The 21,889-nt window shown below is 58.2% G+C and carries 15 protein-coding genes; 5 read left to right on the top strand and 10 right to left on the bottom strand.

Features of this window, described 5'->3' with window-relative positions:
• The first annotated feature begins 70 nt into the window (after positions 1 to 70).
• Together mfd and G7W63_RS16915 are read left to right on the top strand one after the other, a co-directional pair.
• On the top strand, positions 71 to 3,616 hold the full coding sequence (gene mfd, locus G7W63_RS16920; protein ID WP_166261082.1) for a transcription-repair coupling factor: 3,546 nt from the start codon (positions 71 to 73) through the stop codon (positions 3,614 to 3,616).
• Between the two features lie 67 nt (positions 3,617 to 3,683).
• Positions 3,684 to 4,487 carry a CsiV family protein gene (locus G7W63_RS16915; protein ID WP_242634465.1) on the top strand — a complete coding sequence of 268 codons (804 nt, stop codon included), beginning with the start codon at positions 3,684 to 3,686 and terminating at the stop codon, positions 4,485 to 4,487.
• On the opposite strand, the gene G7W63_RS16910 is transcribed toward G7W63_RS16915, so the two are convergent.
• The 5 genes from G7W63_RS16910 to G7W63_RS16890 all read right to left on the bottom strand — a co-directional run bounded on the left by G7W63_RS16910 (position 4,432) and on the right by G7W63_RS16890 (position 8,782).
• Positions 4,432 to 5,208 (bottom strand): S-methyl-5'-thioinosine phosphorylase, encoded by a 777-nt coding sequence (locus tag G7W63_RS16910; protein ID WP_166261079.1) that lies wholly within the window; start codon positions 5,206 to 5,208, stop codon positions 4,432 to 4,434. The two genes, G7W63_RS16915 and G7W63_RS16910, sit on opposite strands and share 56 nt — an antisense overlap.
• Positions 5,209 to 5,210: 2 nt before the next feature.
• Complete coding sequence (locus tag G7W63_RS16905; RefSeq protein ID WP_166261157.1) at positions 5,211 to 6,494, bottom strand: mechanosensitive ion channel family protein; 1,284 nt, start codon at positions 6,492 to 6,494, stop codon at positions 5,211 to 5,213.
• Positions 6,487 to 7,017: a L,D-transpeptidase gene (locus tag G7W63_RS16900; RefSeq protein ID WP_166261076.1), complete on the bottom strand. Its 531-nt coding sequence runs from the start codon at positions 7,015 to 7,017 to the stop codon at positions 6,487 to 6,489. The genes G7W63_RS16905 and G7W63_RS16900 overlap by 8 nt, the downstream gene beginning before the upstream one ends.
• Positions 7,018 to 7,079: 62 nt before the next feature.
• Positions 7,080 to 7,754: a TetR/AcrR family transcriptional regulator gene (locus G7W63_RS16895; protein ID WP_166261073.1), complete on the bottom strand. Its 675-nt coding sequence runs from the start codon at positions 7,752 to 7,754 to the stop codon at positions 7,080 to 7,082.
• A gap of 149 nt (positions 7,755 to 7,903) precedes the next feature.
• Positions 7,904 to 8,782 (bottom strand): hypothetical protein, encoded by an 879-nt coding sequence (locus G7W63_RS16890; protein ID WP_166261070.1) that lies wholly within the window; start codon positions 8,780 to 8,782, stop codon positions 7,904 to 7,906.
• A 297-nt stretch (positions 8,783 to 9,079) separates the two neighbouring features.
• Between G7W63_RS16890 and G7W63_RS16885 the strand changes: the two genes are divergently transcribed.
• Positions 9,080 to 9,694 (top strand): riboflavin synthase subunit alpha, encoded by a 615-nt coding sequence (locus G7W63_RS16885; protein ID WP_166261067.1) that lies wholly within the window; start codon positions 9,080 to 9,082, stop codon positions 9,692 to 9,694.
• On the opposite strand, the gene G7W63_RS16880 is transcribed toward G7W63_RS16885, so the two are convergent.
• The 5 genes from G7W63_RS16880 to G7W63_RS16860 all read right to left on the bottom strand — a co-directional run bounded on the left by G7W63_RS16880 (position 9,673) and on the right by G7W63_RS16860 (position 19,688).
• Positions 9,673 to 10,812: a class I SAM-dependent methyltransferase gene (locus tag G7W63_RS16880; protein ID WP_166261064.1), complete on the bottom strand. Its 1,140-nt coding sequence runs from the start codon at positions 10,810 to 10,812 to the stop codon at positions 9,673 to 9,675. The two genes, G7W63_RS16885 and G7W63_RS16880, sit on opposite strands and share 22 nt — an antisense overlap.
• A gap of 205 nt (positions 10,813 to 11,017) precedes the next feature.
• A complete protein-coding gene (locus G7W63_RS16875; protein WP_166261062.1) occupies positions 11,018 to 12,853 on the bottom strand; it encodes a sensor domain-containing diguanylate cyclase in 1,836 nt (611 codons plus the stop codon).
• An 84-nt stretch (positions 12,854 to 12,937) separates the two neighbouring features.
• On the bottom strand, positions 12,938 to 13,996 hold the full coding sequence (locus G7W63_RS16870; protein WP_166261037.1) for a methyltransferase: 1,059 nt from the start codon (positions 13,994 to 13,996) through the stop codon (positions 12,938 to 12,940).
• Positions 13,993 to 14,676 carry a carbonate dehydratase gene (can, locus tag G7W63_RS16865; RefSeq protein WP_166261033.1) on the bottom strand — a complete coding sequence of 228 codons (684 nt, stop codon included), beginning with the start codon at positions 14,674 to 14,676 and terminating at the stop codon, positions 13,993 to 13,995. Before can ends, G7W63_RS16870 begins: the two co-directional genes overlap by 4 nt.
• A 125-nt stretch (positions 14,677 to 14,801) precedes the next feature.
• Entirely contained in the window at positions 14,802 to 19,688 is a 4,887-nt protein-coding gene (locus G7W63_RS16860; protein WP_166261030.1) for an NAD-glutamate dehydrogenase, read from the bottom strand.
• Positions 19,689 to 19,954: 266 nt separating this feature from the next.
• Here G7W63_RS16860 and G7W63_RS16855 point away from each other — a divergent pair, with 266 nt between their 5' ends.
• Both G7W63_RS16855 and G7W63_RS16850 read left to right on the top strand, forming a co-directional pair.
• Positions 19,955 to 20,917, top strand: a complete 963-nt coding sequence (locus G7W63_RS16855; protein ID WP_166261027.1) for an AAA family ATPase — start codon at positions 19,955 to 19,957, stop codon at positions 20,915 to 20,917.
• A 1-nt stretch (position 20,918) separates the two neighbouring features.
• Entirely contained in the window at positions 20,919 to 21,884 is a 966-nt protein-coding gene (locus G7W63_RS16850; protein ID WP_166261024.1) for a DUF58 domain-containing protein, read from the top strand.
• The last annotated feature ends 5 nt before the right edge of the window (positions 21,885 to 21,889 follow it).

The following is a 21,889-nucleotide window of genomic DNA, read 5'->3' as shown; positions in this document are numbered from 1 at the left end:
TTCAAATTATCCCCCAGCAGACGGCCGCCAGATTCCCGGCCCGAACTGCGGCAGGAGTTCAGCGACACTCATGAGCCAAGGCAAGTTTCAGCAACCACCCCATCAGGCCTCGAGAGCGGGACTTGAACCCTCAGCGCTGGTGGCCCCCGAGTTTCCGGTCAAGGCTGGCGACCACCGGATATGGAGCAGCCTCCATGGCAGCAGCGAGGCGCTGGCAATCTGCGAAACGGCGCGGGCTCATCACGGCCTGACCCTGGTCATCTCCCGCAGTACCGAAGAAGCCATTCGCCTAGAACAGGCCATGCGTTTTTACCTGGACCTTTCCCCTGACGAGGACCAGCCCGCGATTACCAGTGACGGCCTGGAAATTCTGTCACTGCCGGACTGGGAGACCCTGCCGTACGATCTGTTCTCCCCTCATCAGGACATCAGCTCCCGGCGCATTCGTACTCTGCACCGGCTGCCAAGGACCAGCCATGGCGTACTGGTAGTGCCGGCCCGCACCCTGATGCACCGCCTGCCGCCAGTGCCATACCTGCAAGGCAATACGCTGCTGCTTGAGGTCGGCCAGTCCCTTGATATTGATTCCTGGCGCCTGAATCTCGAGGCCGCCGGATACCGGCATGCCGAGAACGTGTATGAACATGGGGAGTACGCCGTCCGCGGCGCCATCCTGGATATCTTCCCCATGGGGGCGACAAGGCCTTATCGCATAGACCTGTTCGATAATGAAATTGAGACCCTGCGGACCTTTGACCCGGAAACCCAGCGCTCTATTGATCGTATTGAGCGTATCGAACTGCTCCCGGCCAATGAGTTCCCCTGGGATAAGGAAGCCCGGTCCGCCTTCCGGGGCCGCTGGTTTGAGCATTTCCCCCAGGCCGATAAGGATGCCTCGATTTACCAGGACGTCAGTAAGGCGATTACGCCTCCCGGTATCGAGTACTACCTGCCACTTTTCTTCGACTCGACGGCTACTCTGTTTGATTATCTGCCCGAGAACACCCGGGTATTTACCGCACCGGAACTTGAACAGGCGGTGGAGCATTTCCAGGCCGATGCCCGGCACCGTTACGAGGAACGGCGGCACGACCGTTTCCGCCCCATACTGGAACCCGCCAAACTGTTCATGATGAAAGAGGAGTTGTTCGGTCAACTCAAACGGTTCCCCCGAGTGACGCCCCGTGCCGAGCCCCTGATGGAGCCGGACAACAAAGAACTTCACTGCGCCACCGCCGCCCTGCCCATCGTGGCCATGGACGGCCGGGCCAGCGACCCGGCCCGGCTTCTGCGAGAGTTCGTAGAGACATTTCCGGGACGTATTCTGATCTGTGCGGAATCCTCCGGCCGGCGCGAGGCGCTAATAGACACGCTGGCCGAGAATCACCTGAAGCTGGCCAGCGTAGAGAGCTGGGGAGCCTGGCTTCATGAATCTGATGCACGACTGGCCATTTCCATCGCGCCAATGGAAGCCGGCCTGCTGTTACCGGGCCCCGGGATCGCTCTCATTACCGAGACCGCCCTGTTCGGTGAGCGGGTACTCCAGCGACGGCGTCGGGAGAAGCCCACCGAGCTGAACGACGGCGGCTATCGGGATCTTTCCGAATTACGGCTGGGCGCACCCGTGGTCCACATCGACCATGGCGTCGGCCGGTATCAGGGTCTGGAAACCATCACCCTGGAAGGCGAGGCCACTGAGTTCCTGAAACTGGAGTATGCGGGCAGTTCCAAGCTCTACGTGCCGGTATCCAGTCTCCATCTGATCTCGCGCTACTCAGGCAGTGATCTGGAGCACGCGCCACTGCACAAGCTTGGCACCGAACGCTGGAGCCAGGCCAAGCACAAGGCCCTGGAGAAGATCCGCGATACCGCGGCCGAGCTGCTGGATGTCTACGCTCGCCGTGAAGCCCGTGAAGGCTTTACTTTCGACCAGCCGGGAGACGCTTACCGGGCATTTGCCGCAGGCTTTCCCTTTGAGGAGACGCCGGACCAGCAGGCCGCCATTGAAGCGGTTATGGCGGATATGACCGGCCCCAGACCCATGGACAGGCTTGTCTGTGGTGACGTCGGTTTCGGCAAAACCGAAGTCGCCATGCGGGCGGCGTTTATAGCCACCCATTCTGGCAAACAGGTAGCGGTACTGGTGCCCACTACATTGCTCGCGCAGCAACACTACGAGTCGTTCCGCGACCGTTTCTCGGATACAGCGGTCAGCATCGAGCTGCTGAGCCGGTTCCGCAGTGCCGCCCAGACGTCGTCGGCCATGAAGAACATTGCCGAGGGCAAGGCCGACATTGTCATCGGTACCCACAAGCTGATTCAGGGCGACATGCGATTCAAAAATCTCGGACTGGTCATTATCGATGAGGAGCATCGGTTCGGGGTTCAGCAGAAGGAAAAGTTCAAGGCGCTAAGGGCGGAGGTTGACCTGCTGACGCTGACCGCCACACCTATTCCCCGCACGCTCAACATGGCCATGGGCCACCTCCGTGATCTGTCGATCATTGCCACTCCCCCTGCCCGGCGTCTTTCGGTCAAGACCTTCGTACGCCAGCGGGACGATGCCATGGTCAAGGAAGCCATATTGAGGGAAATACTCCGGGGAGGGCAGGTTTACTGCCTCCACAATGAGGTCAGCTCGATCCAGCGAATGGCTGAGGATATCCGGCGCCTGATTCCGGAAGCCCGTGTCGGGGTGGCCCACGGCCAGATGCGCGAGCGGGAACTGGAACAGATTATGTCTGATTTTTATCACAAGCGGTTTAACGTGCTTGTGTGCACCACCATCATCGAGACCGGCATCGACATCCCCAGCGCCAACACCATCATCATCGAGCGCGCCGACAAATTCGGTCTTGCCCAACTCCACCAGCTGCGGGGCCGCGTGGGACGTTCTCACCATCAGGCCTATGCATACCTGCTCACGCCGCCGCCCAAGACCCTGACCGGAGACGCCCGCAAACGCCTTGAGGCCATAGCCGAAGCCCAGGACCTGGGTGCAGGCTTTATGCTGGCCACCCATGATCTTGAGATACGGGGTGCCGGTGAACTGCTGGGTGAGGAGCAAAGCGGCCAGATCGAAAACATTGGCTTCACGCTGTACATGCAGCTGCTTGACGAAGCGGTGACCGCAATACGGGAGGGCAGGACGCCAAACGCAGACCTTCCCCTGAGTCATGGCACAGAGATGAATCTTCGTATACCGGCGCTGATTCCCGACGACTACCTGCCGGACGTACACAATCGCCTGATGCTCTACAAGCGTATTGCCAGCGCGACGTCAGCAGAGGCGCTGAAGGAACTTCAGGTCGAAATGATCGACCGCTTCGGCCTGTTGCCTGAGCCCGCAAAGAACCTGATGCGTCAGTCTGAACTGCGAATCAGGGCGGAAGCCCTTGGCATCACCAAAGTCGACGCAGGCAAGGAATGGGCGAGGCTCGAGTTTGGCACTTCCACCCCTGTCGACCCGCTGATATTGGTGAAGAAAGTACAGCAGGCCCCAGACCAGTTCCGTCTTGAAGGCGCCAACAGTTTCAGGTTCCGGCTGAAGGATGTCTCAACCAATGGTAAACTCGACGCCATCGCGGCCATGCTGAACCAACTGACGCCGGCTTGACCACTGATTTTCCCGGGCCCATGGCTGTTTAGCCCGGTCACCCTGATTCAATTGCGGAGACCTGACCTTGCGACTGACTGGCTACTTACTTCCCCTGCTGGCGGCCAATTTTGCGCTACTCGCAGCCCTGGCTCCGGAGCCCGTGCTGGCTCAGCAAGGCAATCTCTACCGAGCGGAGATCATAGTCCTCGAACGAAGGATTGATCCTGACCAGGTCGAGGAAAAGATGGCTAGCCGTCGCCCTGACCCTGTGCCTGAGCTCGACCAGAAACTATGGGTGATGGACCAGGACGGTGCTGTCGAATCAACCCTGGACCTGGTGCCCAGGGAGCGACTACACCTCAACAGTGCAGCCCAGCGTCTGGAGCAAAGCGGCCGGTACCGGGTCCTGGTTGCAGCCGCATGGCGCGAGAGTTTTCCGCCGGACTACAAGGGCCAGCGCCTGCAGGTTGCTGCGGGCGATTGGCTACCGGAGGCCGGGCAGCGGGAAGTGGAGGGCTATATCAGCATCGACCGGCAGAGGTTCCTGCATGTCACTGCCGCCTTGAACCATTGGCAGGCACATCCTGAAGCCGGCTCACAGAAGCCGGATCCGGACGCAGGACTGAACACAGGCGATGCCCCCGCCCGATCAATGGGTAGCCAGGATGCTCAGGGGCAAGGCGACTCCAGGGATATCGAAACATTAGACCTGGCGGCTGAACCCCAGTCCACGCCGGCGCTGGAACTGATCACCTGGATTCGTGAGACCCGCCGCATGCGCAGCGAGGAAATCCATTTCCTGGACTCCCCCACTATTGGCGTACTGGTATTCTTCAAACGGCTTGAGGGCGTGGATGCCCCAGGCGGCTCGCAGTCTGCTCCAGAATAGAAAGAATGCCCGCCATGCCTTCTTCGATGGCGGCTTCAATTTCCGCCATCGTAATGATGTGATCTGACTTACCCGCTGCCCAGTTCACCACCAGGCCCAGACATACGTAGTCCATCGATAGCTCGGCGGCCAGGGCCGCTTCGGGCATTCCAGTCATCCCGACAATGTCACATCCGTCCCGCTCCAGTCGCAGGACCTCTGCAGCTGTCTCCAGCCGGGGGCCCTGGGTCGCTCCGTACACACCCGACGCCGAATGACTGAGCCCAAGCTCCGAGGCCGCCTCAATCAGAACCTGCCTGGCACGGTCGCTGTAGGGATAGGTGAAATCAATATGAGTAACGCCCTCCAGTTCCCCCTCGAAAAAGGTATGACCACGGCCCCAGGTGTAATCGATCAACTGATCAGGGATAACAATATGCGCCGGCCCCATGCCAGGATGAATGCCACCGACGGCGTTGACGCCCACCAGGGTGCTGGCCCCTGCGTTGTGCAGTGCCCAGAGATTGGCCCGGTAATTGACCTGGTGGGGAGGAATCCGGTGGGGGTGGCCATGCCGGGCCAGAAACACGATTTTCTGCTCTTCAAGGCGGCCAAACACAAGCGGCGCCGATGGGGTTCCCCAGGGGGTTTCAACCACCTGTTCACCGGAGATTTCGAGGCCAGCCAGAGTCGTCAGGCCCGTGCCTCCGATAATACCTACTAATCCGCGTTTTGCAGCCATGGCTATTGCTCGCCCCCTGTTTGACTCTGATTCTGATCAGGATCCTGATCCGCTTCGCCACTGTAAACCGGCTTGCGCTGGCGGCTGCTTCGACTGCCGCCTTTCTGGTCGGTGCTGGCCCGGGCCAGGAATTGCGCCTCCTCGCCTTCCGGACCTGCCCCCTCCTCGTCCTGTTCATCGCCACTGACCCGGACACCGTCAGGCAGATGCAATGTTCGTGTGGGAAAGGCGACTTCGGCCTGGTAGCCACCAATAATGTCGTTGATTTTCAGCAATACGTCCTGTTTGACGTGATGGAATCTGACCCATTCGGTCGTGCGGGTGAAGGTGTAGACCATAATGTCCAGGGACGATTCGCTGAAACCAAGGAAATTGACGATCAGGGTCTGGCTGGTATCGATGTCTTCATGCTGGTCCAACATGGCACGGATATCTTCCACAATGGCCCTCATCTGCGCCATGTCAGCGTAGCGGATACCTATGGTCTCGAATATTCTCCGGTTGGTCATGCGGGACGGGTTTTCCACCGCGACCTGGGTGAATACCGCGTTGGGCACGTACAGCGGGCGCTTGTCAAAGGTGCGGATGGTCGTCAGCCGCCAGCCTATCTGCTCCACCGTGCCCTCGATATTGCGATCGGGGGAGCGGATCCAGTCACCCACCTTGAAGGGCCGGTCCAGGTGGACGATAAAGCCGCCGAAAAAATTGGCCAGCAGGTCCTTGGCGGCAAAACCAACCGCTATGCCACCCACACCACCAAAAGCAAGCACGCCCGAAATACTGAACCCCATGGTCTGCAGGACAATCAGAACCGCGGTAATGATGACAACGGCCCGTAACAGCTTGCTGATGGCGTTTACCGTGGTGTAGTCGAGGGGCTGCTCCATCTTGACCGGTGATGCGAGCAGGTACTCGCCCTGCTTGATGACACCAAGCAGCGTCCAGACCATCAGCCAGACAAAGCCCATCTGCAGAACAAGATCGTTCGCTGAGAGAATTTCCGCCTCGGAATAGCGGTAGGCTATTTCGGCCGCCCAGAAAACGCCCTGGAGCCAGACAAAGCCAATGGCGGGTTTGCGGAGCGCATGCAAAAACGCATCGTCCCAGAGATTGCTACTGCGCATGAAGCGCGTTTCGAGTTTTGCAATAACCCGACTCACAATGAACGCGGTCAGGGCGGTACCGAGGACGAGGCCGAAGATAACCAGGCCAACGCGCCAGAACTGCGAAAGAAGATCCCAGTTATCGATCCACGACTTCAGATAGGTTGGTGTATCGTCAAGCATGACTGCCCTGGGCATCCGCCTTGCTCTGATAAATGAATACGTTCACCCCCGGCTTTACCTGGGCAAACAAATGCGTGATGTCGTTGTTTCGCATGCGAATGCAACCATGGGAACAGGGTTTCCCCATAGGTTCGCTGTCTGGTGTGCCGTGAATATAGATAAAGCGGCGGAAGCTATCCACACCGGGGCCGCGGTTCTGACCCCACTGGCGCCCACACAGCCAGATAATCCGGGTCAGTATCCAATCGCGGGAAGGCTGTTGTTCAGCCAGTGCCGGTGTATAGATTTCGCCGGTCGGTCGCCTTGCCACAAAAACCGTTCCTTCAGGCAGGCCGTGCCCGACCATGGCCCTGACGTAGTGTTCGCCTCGCGGGGTGCAACCGGAATCCTGGCGTTCACCCGGACCGTTTAACGCGGTAGAAACAGGGTATCTGACAACGGAGCCGCCGGACCCCGGATTCAGCACCAGAACCTGGCGGTCAAGATCAATCTCTATTACGGGGTTCAGCCCACTGGCCTTCATAACCGGTGTTCTCACTCGGAGGAGGGACGATGCGCCCAAGAGCGTAACCGACCTGCAGGGCTTCAGGCAACCGAGGGCTTGCTTGTTGCCGGCTTCATGATGGGATCGGACGCCTGCATGCCTGCGGCAAGGAACGGAACCAGACGCCGGGCTATATCCTCCATGGAGGTTTCAACTCCGAGCTTGTTTTGCAGTATGTCACGGAGCGCATCACTGCTGGACATGGTGAAAGCCGTGGCGCCAAGCATGAACTGAATCCGCCAGTAACGGTCTACTGCGGACAACTGGGGCGTGGCTTCTTTCAAGAGGCGCATGAAGCGAGCAAACGGCTGACTGTATTCCTGTTCAAGAAACTTGCGCAGATGGCCCTGGGACTGGGTATAGGCGAGCCCGAGCAGACGCATGAAAATCGAGATGCCGCGGTCATTGCGCTGGGGCATACGCACAGCACTTTCTGTCAGTGCCCGCAGCGTCTGGTCCAGGGTGGGCGGCTCGCCGGCACACCGCTCCTCCAGGTCATCAAATGCTTTTTCAAGGGTGGCCGAGAAGGGTGTCAGGAAGCGGGCAAAGACCGCATGGATCAGCGCGTTCTTGGAGCCAAAGTGATAATTGACAGCAGCAAGGTTAACGTTTGCCTCACTGGTAATCATCCGCAGCGAAGTTTCTGAAAACCCGCGCTCCGCAAACAGCTCTTCCGCTGCGTCCAGTATGCGGTCGACCGTATCCGACTGTGCCATAGTTGCTGCCTGTTATTTTTGCCAAACGTTTGTTTTAAACATACGTTTGAGGCTCGCATCTGTCAAGAAGCTACTGGTCGTCGGTCTCCCAGACTAACCTATCCAGGCCGGCCATGCCGCTTTTTGGAGCGCCATGTCAACATCACACGCTAAGGGTTGTCGGTGCGTTCCACAGCCGAGTCCCAGCCTTCGTCGATTGCAGACTGGTGGCCTTTGAAGTAGGCGCTCTCCACCTGGGCATAGGCTTTTTCCGCTTCCAGCATATAGATGAGGTAAAGGCGGAAGTGCTCCCTTCGGGTCAGCGCTGCTGGCAGGGCCCGTCGCTCCGAAAGATTGATCAACCCTGAAAAACGCGTGGTTTTCAGTGCCGGGTTAAAGTCTGCCATGGCTGCGCACTGCCATAGCAGGCCGGTGTCGCTTTCAAGGTACTCTACGTGTTTTCTTGCCTCACGCAGCAGGCGCTGACGGCGCATCAGCAAATCAACATGGGAAGGCGTATGGCTGTACAGGCGACGGATACCGGGCAAGCCGGCCAGCACTATAAGCGCGAACGCGCCAAAGCCGCCTCCGGCCAGCCAGGCCGGAACAAACCCGGTGAGACCGCTGAGGAAGACCACTGCCGCGACCAAAGCGCTGAAAACCCACAGATCACGATGTTTACGGGCCTCGGCCAGACTGAAATTATCTGGCCAATCACTCATCGCCAGACGGTTAAAGTCCAGGAGCAGAACGCGCTCGCACTGCCTCAGCAGCTGGCGCAACCTCCTCTGCCTGGTTTTTGCTTCGACTTCATCAGCCTCCGGGCCCCACTCTTGTTCGTCCTGCTCCCCTTGTTTCCCCAGCACCTCGACAGCGGACGGCTGCTCAACATCAGTGGTGGAAACCGACTCACCTTGAGTCACATGAGCTTCCGCCACGGGCTGCTCATGGCCAGAAAGAGGATCAGCCCGCCGGCCCTGCCGCAATACGGGGCCTTCCGCCAATGGGTTGGCCTCTGGATTCTGTGCTGTATCGGTTTTTGCCATCATCATCGCTAGCCTGCAACGGACCCTTAGCCAACAAGGACCCCATACCCCGTTATCGCCCGGCGCGGGCATTTCTTGAGCAGGAAACCACAAAAACTGGCGATACCATCACCCAAGGCCAGGTAAGCAGGCATCCCAAGCCCCGGGGTCAGTCAGATTGGTTTAAGCAGGTTGGCACCGGGACACCGGGCCGCTATCCTTAGCGTCCGGCACAGTGGCGCCGCGGGTACCGTCTTACACCTAGCGGTCAGTGCCAGGCTATCTCATAAGTGCCACGCTATCTCATAAGAAGGAGACCCCATGTTTACAGGCATTATTCAGGGCATTGCGACCGTCGACAGCGTCACGTCCGGCACCGGGCTCTCCACCCTGTTCATCCGTTTTCCTGAGCATCATCTGGACAATGTCGTTATCGGTGCCTCGGTGGCCATCAATGGCACCTGCCTGACGGTAACTGGACAGGAAGGCAACTGCCTCGGCTTTGATGCCATGCAGGAGACCCTGAGGGCGACGACATTGGCTACCCTGGTTGCCGGCGACCCGGTGAATTTCGAGCGGGCGGCGCGCATTGGTGATGAGATTGGTGGCCACCTGCTGTCCGGCCATATCCACACCACTGCCCGTGTGGTGGCCATAGAGCAGCCTGTAAACAACTGCACACTCTGGTTTGAAGTGCCGGACCCGTGGGCCCATTATCTCTTCGGCAAGGGCTACATTGCGGTCAATGGCGCCAGTCTGACCATTGGCGAGGTACGTGGATGCCGGTTCAACGTGCACCTGATTCCCGAGACGCTCAGGGCCACGACCTTTTCCGACCTGCAGATTGGAGATGAGGCAAACATTGAGATAGATCACCAGACCCTGACGATTGTGGATACTCTGGCGAGGCTTGGCTATGACCGGCCCGCCTCCTGATTGCCGGCTTTAAACACCACGAATTTCGCATTGGCATCGATCTGTTCCACGACCTTGAACCAGCGTTTCAGACTTCGATGATAGCCAAGGTGTCGATTGCCTACCACAAGCACCTTCCCACCCGGGGCCAATGCCAAACTGGCCTGCTCAAACAGGCGTATGGCGATGTGGTCTCCGACAACCCCGCCTTCGTGAAAAGGCGGGTTCAGTAGAATCAAATCATACCGGGTACTGCCCTCAGGTACGCCATCACAGTGGTGTCCCCGGGCATTGCAGGAAGGGTAATTCCGTCTCAGGTTATGCTCAGCACTTGCCACGGCCTGGCTGGATACGTCTGAAAAGGACAGGTCAAGATCCGCCCGCGCCGCCAGCGCAGTCAGGCCCAGGACACCGTTACCGCAACCGAGGTCGAGCAATCGGGCACCTGGTTCAAGCAGCGCCACTTGCCCAGGTATGTGGTCGAGGAGCAGGCGCGCTCCAATATCGAGCCGGTCTCTTGCAAACACAGCCGGCAGCGCCTCAACTGTGAGGCCTGCCTGGTCTACAACGTAACCCTGCCAGAGCCCGGGCCAGCCGGACAGCTTCGGGTCACCCTGGGCACAGAGCACAGCCCGTGCCTTCCTTGATGCAGGATAAACACAGGTGGTTTTGACCAGTTGCCCGAAGGTGGCGGCGCTTCTGCCTGGTATGTGCTTGATCATGCCGCCTGCCAATAGTTGGCCGCCCTCTGCCAGGGCACCGTTCGCCCATCGCAACAGGTACGCCAGGTAGTCAAGCTGACGGGGGATTCTCATGACGATCAGGTCGAACATGCCCGGCGGCGACGAAAGCCAGTTATGGGGAGTCATGGCAGGCAAATTGTTCAGGACTGCATTGTTCGGCAAGGCCGTGGCCAGGGTTGCGCTGTCACCCAGTGAAACTGGACACAGCTCGGATAAACCGAGGGTAATGGCGCCGAAGCTGTCATCAATCACAAGAACCCGTGCATCTGCGGGAACCACTTCCAGTGCCCGCTCAACAAGCAACTGGTCAGCGGCGTCCCAAGCCTTAAGCTCATGGTATGCGCCTCCCGGGCGAAGCAGGGTCAGGGAACTGTGCGGCAGAGATAAAACATCCATGAACGGCTCAATACTCACTGAAATCCGGGAAAGACTTCATTTTAGGCTGATTACTCTAGAAATTATCTCTAAATTAACGCCATCGGCATGCAAATGTACCGCATCCGGCAGCCATCGACGAGTAGACGGTTGGATAAAGGTATGCTCCAGCAATGCAGCAGCCTTCTTTGCCCCTCACCCCAGGGGCTTTTTTATGCCTGATCGGTTATCCAGGCTCATCACCTTGAGCAGACACGAGAACGACGCGGTTTCTACCGCCGGACTTGGCCTGATACAGAGCCCGGTCTGCAGAAGCCAGCAACACCTCAAGCTCGGGTATTTGGTTGGCCGAGACCGTAACGACGCCAATACTCACTGTCAGCGGTATGGTGTAGCGCCCGGTCCGTAGCGGCTCCGATTCAACCAGGGCACGCAAACGCTCGGCAACGGCGGAAGCCTGGGCCGGCCCGGTATCTTCCAGTAAAACGACAAATTCTTCGCCGCCAATTCGCGCCAGATGATCAATGTCCCGTAGGGCCCGTTGCGCCAGTGCCACCAGATGGCGAAGGGCATCGTCGCCAATTCCGTGCCCGTAGCTGTCATTGATCTGCTTGAAGTGATCGGCATCAAACAGCAGAACCGATACCGGACGGCCATTCCGTGCCGAACGCCTGAGTGCCATGAGCCCACTTGCAAAGAAGCGGCGGCGATTGGCGATGCCGGTCAGGGCGTCCGTGTTGGCCGAATGTTCGAGCTGCTTGATCAGCGCTTCACGCTCCTGCCGCAGGAGATCCTTCTGGCGGATTTCATCCAGAAGGGCATCGTTGATCGACCGGATTTCGCTGGTTCGTGCCTCAACCCGTTGCTCGAGGTCCGCATTGAGGCTGGTCAGCTCCTTCTCCTTCGCAACCAGATTACCAAGCAGGCGCCGAAGTGCCCCGGTAAGCGTGTAAACTTCTGAAAAATCCGTCCGCAACCTAATGTCGCTGCGCTCCCGTGCCTCAAGCTCTGTAACTTCCTGGGCCACTTTCAGCAGGGGTCTGGCCACCCAACGTGCTGTCAGCCAAGCCAGCACACAAAAAACCACCGCGATTATCAGGCCTGCGAGTAAAATGGTGTTGCGGAGGTCTTGCGCCTCGGCAAAGGCTTTCTCTACCGGTGTGTGGACCATGACAACCCAGTTGAGGCCGGAGTAGCGCGGATCATCCCGCAGGCGGCTGAAACCTACCAGGTAGGCTTCGTCATCAGGCAGGGTTTCAATAAGAAAGCCGGATTGCGCCGCTTCCGCTTCCGCCATTGTCTGGGGCATGCCTGTGGTCTGGATAGCGCCGCCGCCCGTGTTGGCGATCTGCTCGCCCGCTTCGTTGACGACCAGCAGATCGGCCTGCAGGCGTGACTGATGAGGCTCCATGAACGAGTCGGCCAGATCGGCAATCCAGCGCACATCAAGATGAGCGCCCATAACCCCAAGGAGCTCACCGTCAGAAGCCGTCATAGGCACAGCCACATCTATGAAGCGCAAGGGCTCGCCGCCGCCTGGATTAAGCAACTGCTCCAGTAAAGTGGCCTTGTGTACGTCCCCCAGAAAGGGTCCCGCCAGGGCCTGCTGAAACCAGGGCCTGGCTGCGACCGACTCTCCCAGCAGGAGATCACCGGTACTGGCAACCACGCGACCGTCCGGTAAGGCGAACCCGATCCAGGCGTATTCCCTGAAATTGGCCTTAAGCTCATCCAGAACGGGGGTCATACGGTCAAAACGCCTATCTTCTACCAGTGTGGTGGCCATCTTGGCCGCAATGGCCATGTCCAGATAGCGCTCCTCCAGTTGCCGCTCCAGACTGTCCCTTAATTGGATCGACAATTCCTGAAAGTTCATTCCCAGCCTCTGACGGAGTTCACTGGTTGCAAGACTGGAGGCAAAGATAACCACGAGCGCGGTCAGTGCGATGGTGAGCCCGCCAAACAGCAGGCTGATTCTGGTTCTGAGGTTGCTCTTGATGATTCCCATGCCTATAACGCCGTGGAACATGGCAACCAGGCCATGCCCAATGTATTCAAGCATAAAGTATCTATGCTCAAATACTGACCACACTATATGAGATATGCAACTTTCGGAAGCGTATCGACAACGGACAGGCGCCCTTGGTTAAATTGCGCCCCGGCGCCGACCGGCTGGTAGGCTGGCCCGATAGACGGTGAATTTCCTGTCCCCTGCCAGCACCTGGCAAGGTCCGATGTGTTGCTCCATGAGGTCCCGGTAAGGCAGGAATGCATTCGCTACCAGTAACAGCTGACCTCCGGGGGCAAGGTGCCGGGATATACCCTGCAGGAAACGCGCTGTCATGGTGGTATCAGTCTGGACCCCGGTGTGAAAAGGGGGATTGGTGATGACCGTGGCATACTGTCCCAACCCGTCGGGCAGGCCATCTGCTGCGGTAATATGGCCTGACACACCGGCCCGTTCATAGGTCCGGCGAGCACAGTAGACGGCCTGGGCCTGGACGTCTATGCCGTCAGCTGATAGCGCTCCCCCGGTATGGGCATGCAACCAGGCGCCGATGGTGCCAGCGCCGCAGGCAAAATCCAGTACCGGGCCGGACAGATTCGCTCCTGCAAGAGCCTCAAGCAGAACCCTCGTGCCTGCGTCCAGGTGGCCGGCGCTGAAGATGCCAGGCAGATTCGCCACCTTTACCGAGGTTCCGGCCATGTCGACGGTATGCCAGTCTAGCCATTGGGCCGGGTCGAAGCCGGCGTCAGCCGGTGCCAGCCGTGCCTGCCAGACCTGGCAATGACGGGCGCTGTCCAGCTTCCGGGCACCCGCATCTTCTATCCTTAGCTGTTTTACGGCGCCAGCAATCCCCTCGCGCTTTTCACCAATGAGCAGCACCCGACCGCCATCTCCCAGAAGATGCCGTGCCAGAGCCAGCCTCAACGTCAGCTCAGGCCGGGCCTTGGGCAGAAACACAACGGCAGTGTCGCCGGTGCCATGGCCAAGGTTATCGTCGTCGTAGCCGAAGATTGCTGTCCAGCCGGGCTGGCTCTGAAGCCGCTGCCAGAGCCCGTAGTGATCCGTTACCGCAAGCCCGCCATCAGCCAGCAACCCGGGCAAACGCTCGTCAGACAGGCCGATCAGAGCTAACCGGCCAGAGAGTGCATCCAGGTTCCGCAGCAAAGCTTCGTGGCTGTTCGGTAGCGACGCTATCATGCCAGGCTCTTGATCCGCCCAGATCGAACAGGTCGGGCGATCAGCTCTTCCAGGGTCCGGCGTTGAATATCTTCCCGCTCCTGTTCTGACGTAATGCACAGGCCCATATCCCGCAACAGGCCATCAGCAACATCATAAACCCAGCCGTGAACAGACAGGACGTGACCATTGGCCCAGGCTTGCTGGACGATGGAGTTCTGACAGACATGCCCGACCTGCTCAACCACATTCAGTTCGCAGAGACGGTCCAGCCGATCATTGTCGGACTCCAGAGCGGCAAGTACGTCAGCGTGCTTGTCTCTGACATCCTGGACGTGCCTCAGCCAGTTGCTGATAAGCCCGAAACCATCATTGCTGAGCGCCGCCCGGACGCCGCCACAACCATAATGACCCACAACCATGATGTGTTTGACCTTCAGTACATCGACCGCGAACTGCAGAACCGAAAGGCAGTTGAAGTCCGTATGCACCACCACGTTGGCAACGTTGCGGTGCACGAACAGCTCACCCGGCATCAGATCCACAATCTGGTTTGCCGGGACCCGGCTGTCTGCGCAACCGATCCAGAGGTATTCAGGAGATTGCTGGCTCGCAAGACGCTTGAAGAAATCCGGGTCCTGCTCCTTGATTCCCTTTGCCCAGGCTTTGTTTCTGTCCAGCAGATTTTCTAGCACTCGCATCCTGTTTGTCCTTGCATAAGCATCCGCCACGAACAATCTGCCCGTTGCCCTGAGCCTGTCCGCGGGTGGTCCGGGGCCCTTGAAAGACCGCGAATTGAACGGGATTTCGCCCCGGAACGCAACCGTTATTCGGTTACCCGCTCGGGCACCTCCAGTGGTGTATGAAGCGTGCTTTGGGCAAGGTCCAGCAGCTCCCTCAGGGCCACTGAGAACATGGCATATTCAGGTTCACGTACCGAGCGCAACTCCGCCAGCATCGATTTCCAGCGCCCAACCATAGGCGCGTACTGCTCCATCCACTCATCAACACACTCATTGACATCACCGTTGTCGCCCGCCAGACGTAGGACACCGGAGGTGAGGGCCCGCTGTTGCCAGTCCAGGTCTTCCCGGAAGCTTTCACGGGCCAGGGCTTGCCAGTGGGAATTGGGCGCAAGCTTGGCAATGGCAGCGGCAAACCAGTTGAGTTCCAGCTTCTCGCCAAGGCTGTAGTACAGGTTGGCCACAGTTTTCAGGGACACACCGGTGGACTCCTGCGCTTCGATAATTCCGAGAGCCGCGTAGAGGTAGGACGTGCCCGCCAGGACACCCGCTAGATCATCAGGCACTTTCTGGTCAAGCAGGCCCTGATACTGCTTCTGCCACTCGGTCTCGGCCTGGGCCCCCAGGTAATCCGGGAGGTTAGAGGTGATCTTGTCGATACTGCCCGAGAAGCGCTCAAGATGGGCCTGGATGTTGAGCTCGCTGCGCCGGTTGCGCAGCAGCCATCTGACCGCCCGTCTTATCAGGCGCATCAGGTCGTTCATAAGACGCATCTGCAATTGTGCCGGGACCTGGTAGTCAAGGGCCTCAATCTTATTCCACCAGTGATCAAGCCGGAACACATCCCGGGCGATGATCCAGGCCAGGGCTATTGCCGAGGACGAGGCGCCGGTAGATTGGGACAGGCGCTCCACAAAGGTGATGCCCATGTGGTTCACCATATCGTTGGCCACCTGGGTTGCGATGATCTCCCGCCGCAACTGATGCTCATCCAGTTCCTGTGAGAATTTTTCAGTCAACAGCGCCGGGAAGACCTTGTGTATTTCCTGACCGAGACCGGGCTCTTCCGGAAGTTCGCTAGCAATCAGTGCCTGTTTCAGGTCCCCCTTGACATAGGAAATCAGCACCGATAGCTCAGGCCGGGTCAAGCCCTGCTTCCTAGCTTTGCGGTCCGCCAGCACTTCCTCGTCCGGCAGAAATTCAAGTTGCCGGTTGAGTTTGTCTTCGTTCTCGAAGGTATTCATCAGCCGGCGGTACTCTTCCAGCCGGTTGGCCGCTTCAACACTGGCAATACTGATCGCCTGGGTTTGACGATAGTTATTGAGCAGGACCAGATCCGCAACGTCGTCGGTCATCTTTTCCAGCATCACATTACGCTGCTTCTGGGTAAGATCCCCTGAATCCACCACTCCGTTCAGCAGTATCTTCATGTTGACCTCATGGTCAGAACAGTCGACACCGCCAGCGTTGTCGATGAAGTCAGTATTCAGACGTCCCCCCATCAGCGCGAATTCGATGCGCCCAAGCTGGGTCATGCCCAGGTTGCCGCCCTCACCTACCACCTTGCAGTGTAGGTCCTTGCCATCAATACGCAGGCCGTCATTGGCTTTGTCCCCCACATCGGCATGGGTTTCTGAAGCTGCCTTCACGTAGGTCCCGATCCCGCCTATCCAAAGCAGATCTGCCTGTGCCTTCAAGATGAGAGAAACCAGCATGTTTGGAGGCACCCGGTCGGACTTGGTGCCTAACATTTTCTTGACCTCCGGACTCAACGGTATGGATTTGGCACTACGACTGAAGACGCCGCCGCCTTTGGAAATCCGGTCGGTGTTGTAATCTGACCAGGCAGAGCGGGGCAAATCGTAAAGCCGCTGGCGCTCCTCGAAGCTTGTGGCCGGGTCTGGATCCGGATCGAGGAAAATGTGCAGGTGATTGAATGCCGCCACAAGCCGGGCCTTGTCCGAGCGAAGCAGGCCATTGCCGAACACATCCCCTGCCATGTCGCCTATACCGATGACCGAGAACTCATCTTTGCCCGGGTTGATGCCGAGTTCACGGAAATGGCGCTCAACCGACACCCATGCACCCTTGGCGGTAATGCCCATTTTCTTATGGTCATAGCCCTGGCTGCCGCCGGAAGCAAAGGCGTCGCCCATCCAGAAGCCGTACTCCGCGGCAAGACCATTGGCGATATCCGAGAAGGTGGCAGTGCCCTTGTCCGCGGCAACGACCAGGTAGTGGTCGTCATCGTCGTGTCGGACCACCCTTTCCGGTGGCACAATCCCGCCCTCCACCAGATTGTCGGTCACGTCCAGCAAGCCCCGGATAAAGGTCTTGTAAGCGGCAATGCCTTCACCCTGAAACGCTTCCCGGTCCGATGAGTCAGGCAACTTCTTGGCGACAAACCCGCCTTTTGCGCCCACCGGCACAATCACGGCGTTCTTGACCTGCTGGGCCTTGACCAGGCCCAGTATCTCGGTGCGATAGTCCTCAAACCGGTCAGACCAGCGCAAACCGCCACGGGCGACGCGCCCCCCTCTCAGGTGCACGCCTTCCACCCGCGGAGAGTAGACAAAGATCTCAAACATCGGCCTGGGTAGCGGCATGTCCGGGATTTGGGAGGGGTCAAACTTCAGACTGATATAGGGCTTGGCATCATTCGCGCTGTCGCACTGGTAGTAATTGGTTCTCAGAGTCGCCTGCATCAGTTCCAGGAACAGTCTAAGGACGCGGTCCTCACTGAGGTTTTCAACTTCATCAAGGCCGGCATTGAACTCGATTTCCAGTTTCTGCTGGGCGGCAGCACTCTTGCCCTCGCTCTGGTAGCGCTCAGGGTTGAACCGGACCTCGAAGAACTCAAGGAGCAGTCCTGCCATGGAAACGTGGTTCACCAAGGTATTGGAAATGAAGGTCTGACTATTGGAAACTCGTATCTGCCGCATGTATCGGGCGTAAGTCCGTAACACGGCAATCTGTCGCCAGCTGAAATAGGACGCCAGCACCAGGCGGTTAAAGCTGTCGTTTTCCGCCTCGCCATACCAGACTCGCCTGAACAGCTCCTCGAAAATTGGCTTGATCCGGTGGATGTCCACCATCGCCCCACTGTCGGCCTGAAGGGAGAAATCATGGATCCATACCACCTTGCCGCTGCGGTTTCTTACCTCAAAGGGATGTTCGCCGATTACCCGGAAACCGAGATTGTCAAAAATCGGCATGACATCGGACAAGGGTAACTGCTCGTCAGGGTGGAAGAGCTTGAAATGAAGGGTCGTCTCGTCTTCTTCCAGAGCCCTGTAGAAGCTCATGGCAAGACCCTTCTCATCCATAACGTCGATGATGTGCTCAAGGTCGATGGCAGCACGCCGCGGTGAGAAAAGTTCCTGATAACTGGCCGGGAAGGCAGCGTGGTATTGGCGCAGAAGCTCGTTGCCGCGCTCTTCGCCACAACTTTCATGGAGGGCTTCAGCCAGGCCGTCATGCCACGACTGGGCAAGCTCCACCACCTGCTCCTGAAGCTCCCGCACCGGCAGTTGCCGGTTCTCGGCCTGGGGCAGGCGGATCGTAAACTGGACCCGGGCCAGGACTGACTCGGAAAACTGGGTTACAAACTCGATGTCCTCCGCTGCCAATCTTTCGACCAGAGCCTGTTCCACCTTGAGCCGCAATTCGGTGTTGTAAATGTCCCTGGGAAAGAACGCCAGACAGGTCACGAACTGGCCATAGACGTCCTCGCGCATGAACAGCTTGATCATGCGTCTTTCCTGGATATAGAGAATATCCAGGGCGGTGCGGAGCAGTTCGTCCGGTTCAATCTGGAAGAGTTCGTCCCGCGGATACATGGTCAGTATCTGGTCCAGCTCCTTGCCCGCGTAATCGTCCCTAACAAAGCCCGAGCGTTCCAGCACCGAATCCACCTTCCGGCGCAGCAACGGGATCTCTTCGGGGCGCTCGTGGTAAACCTTCGCGGTGTAAAGGCCGAGGAACCGGCGCTCGCCTATCACCTCGCCCTTGTCGTTGAACTTCTTAACAGCAATATAGTCAGGATAAGCCGGGCGATGGACTCTTGAGCGCTGGGCTGATTTGGCGAAGATGAAAATGTCGTCGGTCCGCGTCATTTCATGTTGCGTCCGCTTGGGCAGCTCCTCGATACGCACCTTGTCCGAGCGTTCGTTGTTCACCCGAAGGATGCCAAGCTCAGACTCGGCAATGCGCCGGACCATGATCCCCTGATTGCTTCTAACGAAGTCGTATTCGTCATACCCGAGAAAGGTGAAGTGGTCCTGCGCCAACCAACTCACGAAAGCCCGGGCCTCTTCCAACTGATCACCGCTTATTTGGGCATTGGTTGTTTCGAGTTCTTCAACAATCTGCTCCGCTTTGTTTTTCATGAGCGGAAAATCGTTCACGGCGATGCGGACTTCGTGGAGCACGTTCTGAAGCATGCTCTCGAGGCTTTTGACATCCTCCTGGGCACTGTGTCTGTCAATTTCCAGAACAATTAAGGCCTCATCAATGGTTTTGGAAGACTTTCGCTTATTGCGGTGAATTTTCTTGAGTTTGCCCTGATCGTCGCGTTCCGCCTTCAGCACTGCGTAGTAAATGCTGTGTATGTCTATTTCACGCTGGTTAATGGCAATGCGAATGGAGTCGATCAGAAAGGGGATATTGGGATGGAGGATATAGATCACCGAATGTGTCGACTGCCAGCCGTCGGCCTCCAGATCCGGGTTGAACACCAGAACCGGTGTTTCATCAGGGCCGCGTTTCTGAATGAACTGCCAAGCTGCCAACACCGAGCCGTAGGCGTCAGAAAATCGTCGGTTCAACAGTTCATCCAACGGCAGGTGAGTAAAATACTGGACAGCAAAGTCGCTGATTCTCTTGGCTTCGGTCTTTTCTATCTTCTGGCTGAAAGCTTCTGCCAGCTGTTTGAAGAATTGATCCTTGCTGGCCACGGTCAGCGTGTTCATAGTTGTCCTCGATGATTACCCAAAATGTGAAATGTCTTTCTGATTGTCTATGAAACTGCCTGTACAACTAGCTATGAAAGTATCGTAATAAACTGAACCGGCCGATGGCTGTCGAACCCAGTCGTTCCGTAGTTCCATCCAGCGACGGGCTCTGCCTGCCAAAAAAACCGGCGCTATCACAACAGCATAGTCAAACCCTTGATTTTTGCTGGCGAGACACAAAAACTGTCGCCACAAAACAGATGATTCAGGAGTATTCCCCGCCAATGTCTCTTCAGCATACGTTTGGTGAGTTAAAAGCTCAGTTAGCAAAACGGATAATCGGCCAGGAAACTTTGGTTGAACGTCTTCTGATCACTCTGCTTGCCGACGGCCATCTGCTCGTGGAAGGCGCGCCAGGTCTTGCCAAGACAACCGCGATCAAGGCCCTGGCCGACCATCTGGAAGGAGACTTCCACCGAATCCAGTTCACACCCGACCTGCTGCCATCGGATGTTACCGGAAGCGAGATCTATCGCCCCGAAACCGGGGACTTTGAATTCCAGAAAGGACCCATTTTCCATAATCTGGTGCTGGCCGATGAGATCAACCGGGCGCCGGCCAAAGTTCAGTCGGCACTTCTGGAGGCTATGGGGGAGCGACAGGTCAGCGTGGGCTTGCGCACCTTTCCGCTGGATCGGCTGTTCATGGTGATGGCCACCCAGAATCCCATTGAGCAGGAAGGCACCTACCCTTTGCCGGAAGCCCAGCTCGACCGTTTCCTTATGCATGTGACCATCCATTATCCGTCTGCAAGTGCCGAAAGAGACATACTGCACCTGGCCCGGAGAGATTACCGTCAGGGAATACCCCAATCCGTGGTGAAAGTAAGTGCCGAACAGGTCTTTGAGGCCCGTCTGGCCATCAGTGAAATCTACATGGCAGAGGCGGTCGAAGACTACCTCCTCGCCCTGGTACTCGCCAGTCGTGACCCTGGCAGCCTGGATCCGGAACTGGCCCGCTGGACGGCATTCGGCGCCAGCCCCAGGGGTACCATTGCCCTGGACCGGTGCGCCCGCGCCAAGGCCTGGCTGGATGGCCGGGACTATGTGAGCCCCGATGACGTCCGTTCCATGGCCTTTGATGTGTTCCGGCACCGGCTATTGCTGACCTTTGAAGCCGAAGCCGAAGGCATGACTCCGGATGCCATCATCCAGCGCCTGATTGATTGTGTTCCGGTCGCCGCCTGACATGGCCGTGCCGGCTCAAGGGGTCCAGAGCGCCCTCATCCAGACTGACCTGCCGGCCCTGATCCGGCTCCAGGCGGAGGCTCGTGCCCTGCGTCTGCCAGGGGCCAGCCAGGTCCGCACCCGACAGGCAGGCCTGCAGGTTTCGTCCCAGCGTGGCCGGGGGATGGCGTTTGCTGAAGTCAGGCTCTACCAGCCGGGCGATGACATTCGCAGCATCGACTGGCGGGTGACGGCCCGCCGTCAAAAGCCCCATACAAAACTCTACGAGGAAGAACGGGAGCGTCCCGTCCTGTTGATCTGCGACCTGGGGTCCAGCATGTTTTTCGGCAGTCAGGGGGCCTATAAACAGGTCCGATGTGCCCAGGTAGCCTCGATCATTGCCTGGCTTGGTTTGTGGGCCGGAGACCAGATTGGCGGCATTGTTTTTTCAGAGGACGGGACAAATGTTCTCCGGCCTGCCCGACGCAAGAAGAATGTTCTGCAACTGCTTGATGCCCTGGCCAGGCACCAACAGGGTCCTGACACCCAACACCAGGGCACAGCCACTGAAAGCCATCCTGACGCAGGCTCTCTTGACGTTGCGCTCCAGGAAGCCCGACGGGTGGTTCACACCGGCTCCAGGGTCTTCATTATCAGCGACTTTCTGACCCTGAGTGATGAGACCCCGGGACTGTTGGGCGCGCTGTCACGGCATAACACCGTCACCGCACTGCGAATTGTCGACCCATTGGAGAAGAAACTTCCGGACCATGGCCGCTTTGCCGTTGCCGGCCCCGACGGTCCGGTCTGGTTCAACGGCTCGGACCCGCGTTTCCAGAGGGCTTTCCAGCAACGTGTCGTGGCCCATGAACAGGCCCTGGCCAGCTGTTTCCGTACCTCGGCCGTTGGTTCGCGCACGATCTCCACGGCAGACGACCCGGGACAGAGCCTTCGGCTCATACTTGGCCCCCGCGGTCGTATTGGATAGATGAG

The sequence above is a fragment of the Marinobacter salicampi genome (assembly GCF_011074795.1).
Taxonomy (GTDB): domain Bacteria; phylum Pseudomonadota; class Gammaproteobacteria; order Pseudomonadales; family Oleiphilaceae; genus Marinobacter; species Marinobacter salicampi.
The sequence above is the reverse complement of the archived record's forward strand: the minus strand, read 5'-3'. Positions and strand labels throughout refer to the sequence as shown.